Origin of the sequence: Amycolatopsis sp. MtRt-6 (assembly GCF_017308975.1) — a bacterium.
In the GTDB taxonomy this organism is placed as follows: Bacteria; Actinomycetota; Actinomycetes; order Mycobacteriales; family Pseudonocardiaceae; genus Amycolatopsis.
The window spans coordinates 150,921-157,072 of record NZ_JADWPD010000028.1; the positions used below are offsets into that span (position 1 = coordinate 150,921).

The 6,152-nt window shown below is 71.4% G+C and carries 7 protein-coding genes; 3 read left to right on the top strand and 4 right to left on the bottom strand.

What is annotated here, in order from left to right; translation table 11 throughout:
- Positions 1–130 precede the first annotated feature (130 nt).
- Entirely contained in the window at positions 131–361 is a 231-nt protein-coding gene (locus I4Q55_RS36465) for a hypothetical protein (RefSeq protein ID WP_206794224.1), read from the top strand.
- A 343-nt stretch (positions 362–704) separates the two neighbouring features.
- Here the strand turns inward: I4Q55_RS36465 and I4Q55_RS36470 are convergent, their stop codons facing one another.
- From I4Q55_RS36470 to I4Q55_RS36485, 4 genes are read right to left on the bottom strand one after another with little or no spacing between them, the layout of a single operon-like run.
- Positions 705–1,856, bottom strand: coding sequence for a mandelate racemase/muconate lactonizing enzyme family protein (locus tag I4Q55_RS36470; RefSeq protein WP_206794222.1), 1,152 nt, complete (start codon positions 1,854–1,856; stop codon positions 705–707).
- 1 nt (position 1,857) lies between these two features.
- Complete coding sequence (locus I4Q55_RS36475; protein WP_206794220.1) at positions 1,858–2,685, bottom strand: carbohydrate ABC transporter permease; 828 nt, start codon at positions 2,683–2,685, stop codon at positions 1,858–1,860.
- Complete coding sequence (locus I4Q55_RS36480; RefSeq protein WP_307793397.1) at positions 2,685–3,632, bottom strand: sugar ABC transporter permease; 948 nt, start codon at positions 3,630–3,632, stop codon at positions 2,685–2,687. Before I4Q55_RS36480 ends, I4Q55_RS36475 begins: the two co-directional genes overlap by 1 nt.
- A 4-nt stretch (positions 3,633–3,636) precedes the next feature.
- Positions 3,637–4,905, bottom strand: a complete 1,269-nt coding sequence (locus I4Q55_RS36485) for an ABC transporter substrate-binding protein (protein ID WP_206794218.1) — start codon at positions 4,903–4,905, stop codon at positions 3,637–3,639.
- A 154-nt stretch (positions 4,906–5,059) separates the two neighbouring features.
- On the opposite strand from I4Q55_RS36485, the gene I4Q55_RS36490 reads away from it, so the two are divergent.
- Both I4Q55_RS36490 and I4Q55_RS36495 read left to right on the top strand, forming a co-directional pair.
- The gene (locus I4Q55_RS36490) at positions 5,060–5,818 is read left to right on the top strand and encodes a FadR/GntR family transcriptional regulator (protein WP_206794216.1); all 759 of its coding nucleotides are present in this window, start codon (positions 5,060–5,062) and stop codon (positions 5,816–5,818) included.
- Positions 5,819–5,864: 46 nt separating this feature from the next.
- Positions 5,865–6,152 (top strand): L-rhamnose mutarotase (locus tag I4Q55_RS36495; protein WP_206794603.1); only part of this gene is annotated, 288 nt, incomplete at its 3' end.

A 6,152-nucleotide genomic window follows, 5' to 3' on the forward strand; every position in this document is an offset into this window, starting at 1 on the left:
GGCCCGCAGCCCCACGGCTACGGGCCCACACCCACGAGCACACCAGCTCGACACGACTTCGGCACAGGCTCTGGGGCGTCGGCGTCGGCGTCGAGCAGGCCTTCCGCCCACAACTCGCCGGGGCAGGGGCGTGGCCAGAGCCGCCGCGGCCGCCCGGATCTCCGTCTGCGTGCGGGCTCCGACGACCGCCGCCGTCACCGCCGGGAGGGTGGTTCCGTGGTGGGTGGCGCCGTCCGGCACGTCCTGGCCGGCCGGCAGCCCGGAGTTGAACATCCCGGCGGCAACCACCTCGACACCGGGCACACAGCTGGAGCAGCTCCGCCGGCTGCTCCAGCAGCGTGTGGCGGCCCGCGAGCAATAGCGATGTCCACATCGGACCGCGGACGAACCGGACGGGCAGCCGCCACTGGTTCACCTCCTCCCAGACCGTCCACCCGGCCGAGGTGCCGGACGCCGTCCCACTCCCGGCGTCGGGTCGCCGGGACCACGAACCCCTCGTCGCCGGGCCGGCCGGGTCCGGGACCAGCAGCCGGCCGACCTTGGTGAACAGCCCGCCGGCGCTCGGCGCGACCCGGCCCGTCGTGCGGCGCGGTGACGAAGAGCCGGATCCCCACCTCCCACGCCACGTCGACCACCGCGCGGGCCTCCCCGTCGGTCACCTCCGCGTAGCGGCTGCCCGACGGGGAGGTCCCAGCGAAACCCGCTCAGGCTCCCAAGGCCGGGAGCAGGTGGTAACCGGCGCGGTCGGGCCGGATGTGGGAACCGTCCGATGCCGGGTCGGGCAGCCGGTGCCCGGCCGCCGCGATGGCCGCCTCGTCGAGGCACACCCCCAGGCCGGGGCCGTCGCCGAGGATGAACGCGCCGTCGCCTATTTCGTGCTCCAGGGAGATGCCGACCGGGGGGTGGAGGTCCTGCAGCTCGGTCACCAGGTGGTTGGGCACCGCCGTCGCCGCGTGCGCCAGTCCCACCGGGGTGGTGCCGATCGGGCTGACCGGCAGGTCGTGGGCGTGGGCGAAGGCGGCAACCCGCAGGAAGTGGGTGACGCCCCAGCCCGCGGCCGTCTGGACGACGTCGACCGCCCCGGCCGTGATCAGCGGCCGGTGCTGTTCCAGCCCGGTCAGGTTCTCCCCGGTGGCTACCGAGGCGCGGACGCCGCGGCCGACGGTCGCGTGCCCCTCGACGTCCCAGCGCCGCACCGGTTCCTCGATCCAGGTCAGGTCGAGGGTCCGTTCGAGCTCGCCGACGTGCCGGACGGCCTGCTTGCGCGTCCAGTTCTCGTTGACGTCGAGCATCAGGCCCGGACGGGTGCCGCCGCCGGCTTCGACGAGGACGTCGCGGACCAGCGTCAGGCGGCGCCGGTCGCGGTCGACGTCCAGGCCGCCCTTGAGCTTCGCCGCGCGCAGCCCGTGACCGGCGTACGTCCGGTACAGCTCGGCCAGCTCGTCGTCGTCCAGCGCGATGTCGAGGCCCGAGGCGTACGCGGGCACGCGGCGGTCCCGGCCGCCGAGCAGCCGCCAGAGCGGTTCGCCGGCCAGCTTCGCCTTGATGTCCCACAACGCCGTGTCGAACGCGCCGATGGTGCCGAACACCGCGCCGGCGTGCCCCGCCTTGAACGTCCGGCGCAGCATGCGGTCGTAGAGCGCCGTCACGCCGCGCGGGTCTTCGCCCTCGATCGCGGCGAAGACGGTCTCCGCCTGCACGTGTGACCCGAGCCCGACGCCGGTGACGCCTTCGTCGGTCTCGACGACGACGATCGGCATCCGGACGACACCGCCGGCGTGGACGCCGTTGGCGTCGCCGACCGGGCGGCCCCAGTCCTGGACGGTCGTGAGGGCCCGGAAACCAGTGATGCGCATTTCATCCCTTCGTCGACCCGGCGGTGACCCCGTCGGCGATCTGGCGTTGCAGGAACAGGTAGACGAGCAGCACCGGCACCGCGGCGATCAGCACCCCCGCGGCGAACGTGGGGATGTCGGCGGAGTACTGCCCGCGCAGCGCGGTCACCCCGACCATCAGTGTGCGGTGCTCGGCGGACGGCATCAGCAGCAGCGAAATGAGGACGTCGTTCCAGCAGAAGAGGGCGTTGAGCACCCCGACCGACAACAGCGCCGGGGCACCCAGCGGCAGCATGATCCGCCAGTAGACGCCGTAGAGGGTGGTGCCGTCGACGCGGGCGGCGTCGACGATCTCCGGCGGCACGGCCGCGTAGAAGCTGGTCATCAGGAAGACCGTGAACGGGAGGAACTGCGCCACGTAGGCGAGCACCAGCCCGGGGTAGGTGTCGATGAGCCCGGTGCCCGCCATGATCCGCGCGAGCGGGACCATGATCACCTGGAACGGCACGAACAGCGCGGCGAGGATGCCCAGGAACACCACGGACGACCCGCGGAAGCGCAGTCGGCCGAGCGCGAAGCCGGCCATCGACCCGAGCAGCAGCAGCACCGCCACCGAGCACACCACGACGACGACCGAGTTGAGGAAGTACCGCGACATCCCCACGCTGGTCCACGCCCTGGCGACGTTGTCCCAGCGCAGCGCGCCGGCCGGGGCGAACCGGTCGAGGGTGTATTCGCGGCGGTCCTTCATGGCGACGTTCGCGGTGAACACCAGGGGGTAGATCGTCGCCAGGGCCAGTGCGGCCATCGGGACGGCGGCGAGCCACTTCGTCAGCCGGGAACCCGGCATCAGTCCTCCTTTCCCGCGCGGCGCAGGATGCCGATCTGGGCCATGCCGACCACGAGCATGATCAGGAACAGCACCGTCGACGCCGCGGAGGCGAGCGCGGGCTGGTTCAGGTGCCCCTGCTGGAACCAGACGTAGTACTCGGGCAGGTAGGTCGAGCCGGCCGGGCCGCCGCTGGTCATCACGTACAGCAGGCCGAACATCGAGGTCAGCATCCCGATCATGGTGGTGACGAAGACGAACTGGATGGTGCGGGACAGGCCGGGGACGATCACGTGCCGGATGGTCTGCGGCAGCGACGCACCGTCCACTTTGGCCGCGTCCAGCAGCGAGGAGTCCAAAGTGGAGAAACCGGCGAGGAAGACGACCAGCGCCATGCCGAACGTCGCCCAGACGTGCACCCCGACGACGGCGAAGATCGCCACGTCGGGATCGCCGAGCCAGTCCACCGGGCCGAGGCCCACCAGGCCCAGCAGGGCGTTCACCGGCCCGTCGAAGGCCAGCAGCAGGTTGAAGATCGCCCCGACGATCACCGGGGAGAGCACGGCCGGGAAGAAGTAGACGCCGCGGTAGACCCGGTGGCCCGGCACCTTCAGGTGGATGAAGGTGGCGAGCAGGCCGGGGATGGCGACCGCGACCGGGAGCAGGAGCACGAGCAGCCCGACGTTGCGCAGCGCGGTGCGGAACAGCGGATCGCCGAACAATGTCACGTAGTTGTCGAAGCCGACCGCCATGCCGTTGCGGACGCCGTCCCCGGTGAAGGAGAAGTTGACGCCGAGCAGCAGCGGCCACAGCCGCAGCAGGACGACGACCAGCACGGCCGGGGCGACGAAGACGAGCGGTGCGAAGCGCTCGAGCCGCGTTCCCCGCGGGGCGCGCCGGACCGGCGCGGGGCCCCCGGCGGGCCGGGCCGGGGCCCGGTCCACCGGGGCGGGAGAGTACCCGGTCACGGCGTCAGCCCCGGTCCGACGCGGCCAGCTGCTGCAGCACCTCGTCGACCCCGATCGACCCGCTCAGCAGCTGCTGCGAGAGCCGGCCCATGAGGTCGAGCGTCTTCGAGGACAGCGCGACGTGCAGGGCGGGCTTGCCGTTCTTGACCTCCGAGACGATCGTCGCCACGGCCGGACCGCCCGCCGAGACGTCGATCGACGTGTCCGCGGCGATCGCGCCGCTGTCGGCGTAGAAGGACTTCAGGGCGTCGGTCGAGCTCAGCGCCCGGACCAGGTCCGCGGCCAGCTTGGGGTCCTTCGTCCCCTTCGCCACCGCGTAGCCGATTCCGCCGTCGTACGGGAGGCTCGGCGTGGCGGCCGGGTTGACGCGCGGCGCGGTCATCACGCCGACCTTGTCCGCGCCGAGGAACTCGGCGAAGTCCTTCCAGTGCCCGACGTCGGACATCAGGCCGATTACGTTCGCGGCCTTGCCGGACTGGAAGAGCGCGAACGCGTCGTTGAACATCGCGGTGGAGTTGGGGCCTTCGGTGTTGAGCCCGGCGTCGTTGACCTGCTTCCAGAGCTCGAAGATCCGCTTGACGTCCGGCGAGGTCCAGGTGCGCTTGCCGGCGATCCAGTCGGTGTACTCCTGCGGCGTCAGGCTCGCCGACCCCAGTGCCGAGAGCCAGAACTGGATGCCGGCGCCTTCCTTGTTGCCCAGCGCGAAGCACTTCGCGCCGGTCTTGGCCGAGATGGTGCCGCAGTCGCGGACGAACTCGTCCCACGTGCGGGGCGGGGCGCCGGGGTTCAGCCCGGCCTTCTCGTAGAGCCCCTTGTCGTAGTAGAGGGGGTGGCCCTGCAGGGTGACCGGCTCGGCGTAGACCTTCCCGTCCTTGCTGAACGCGTCCCAGCCGCTGAGCCGCGACCGGTCGTCGGCGACGTAGGAGTCCAGCGGCTCGAGGTCGGCGACCCGGTCGCGGATCTGGCCGCCGCCGTTGAAGAGCATGACGTCCGGTCCGCGCTTGGCCTGGATCGCCGCGCCCAGCAGGGTGTAGTACTGGTCATAGGGCTGGGCCACGAACTCGACCGTGACGCCGGGGTGTTGCTTGGCGAACTCGGCCTTGGCCTTCGCCACGTAGCCGGCGGCCTTGGCGTCGCCGGACTTCCAGTCCCAGACCACGAGCTTGCCGCTCGCGTCGCCGGACGGGGTGGCCGGGCCGGCGGCGCTTCCGCACCCGGCGGTCAACGCCAACGCCGTCGCCAGTACGGCCGAGATTAGTGTGCGCTGCTTCATCGCTGCTCACTTCTCCAGACGGTGGCCGGACGGGGAGTGGCCCGGCACAGTGCGCAGAAACGTAACTCGTATGACGTATGACGTCAACGCTGCAACTGTGTAAACTTCTCCCGTGCGTTCGACGCAGGTCGGCGCCGGTACGACCGGAGGAACGATGACGGCATCAGACCGGCAACCCGCCGCCCCTGACTGGGTGCGCCGCCCGGCGAACCTGGGGAGCGCGGTCACCGCCGAACTCGTGGACCGGATCGTGCGCGGCGTCCACCCGCCCGGGACGTCGCTGCCCTCGGAGCCGGCGCTGTGCGAGAGCTTCTCGGTGAGCCGCACGGTGGTCCGCGAGGCCGTAAAGCTACTGCAGGCGAAGGGCCTGGTCCAGGTCCGGCAGGGTGCGGGCACGGTGGTGAACCCGTCGTCGCTGTGGAACATGCTCGACGAGCTCGTGCTGGCGGCGGTGATCGCCGAGGACGAGACGTCGGCCGTCCTGGACGACCTGGTGGTGACGCGCCGGCTGCTCGAATCGGACATGGCCATGGTCGCCGCCCGCACCGCCGGCCCCGACGTCGTCGAGCGGCTGCGCGAGCTGGTGGACCTCATGGACGAGCTCGTCGACGACCCGGTGGCCTACCGCGAGCAGGACCTCGCGTTCCACGACACGATCATGCAGGTCTCGGGCAACCGCCTCGCCCGCGGCGTCGTGCGCGCGCTGGAGAACCAGGTGGTGAACACCGCGCGGTACGTCGGCCCCAGCGAGCGTGCCCTGTGCGTGGCCTCGAACAAGGGACACCGCCGGATCTACGAGCGGATCGCGGCCGGCGACCCGGAGGGCGCGGCGAAGGCGATGTTCGACCACATCACCGAAGCGTGGCTGGCCCGCCGCCCCGCGTCCGGCGACCTCGCCCGCCTCGAGCGATGACCACGGTTCCGCGTTCCCCCAGAGGTTTCCCCAGAGAAGGAGTTCGATGGCCCAGCGCTACGGCATGCTGATCCGCCTGCGCCCGGAGCGGCGCGAGGAGTACCTGCGGCTGCACGCCGCGGTCTGGCCCGGGGTGGAGGCGAAGCTGCGGGAGGCCAACATCCGCAACTTCACCATCTTCCTGCACGACGACCTGCTCTTCGGCTACTACGAATACGTCGGCGAAGACCACGACGCCGATCAGGCGCGCATCGCCGCCGACCCCGAGACGCAGCGCTGGTGGGCCTTGACCGACCCGTGCCAGGAGTCGCTTTCCGCCCGCGAAGGCGGCGCC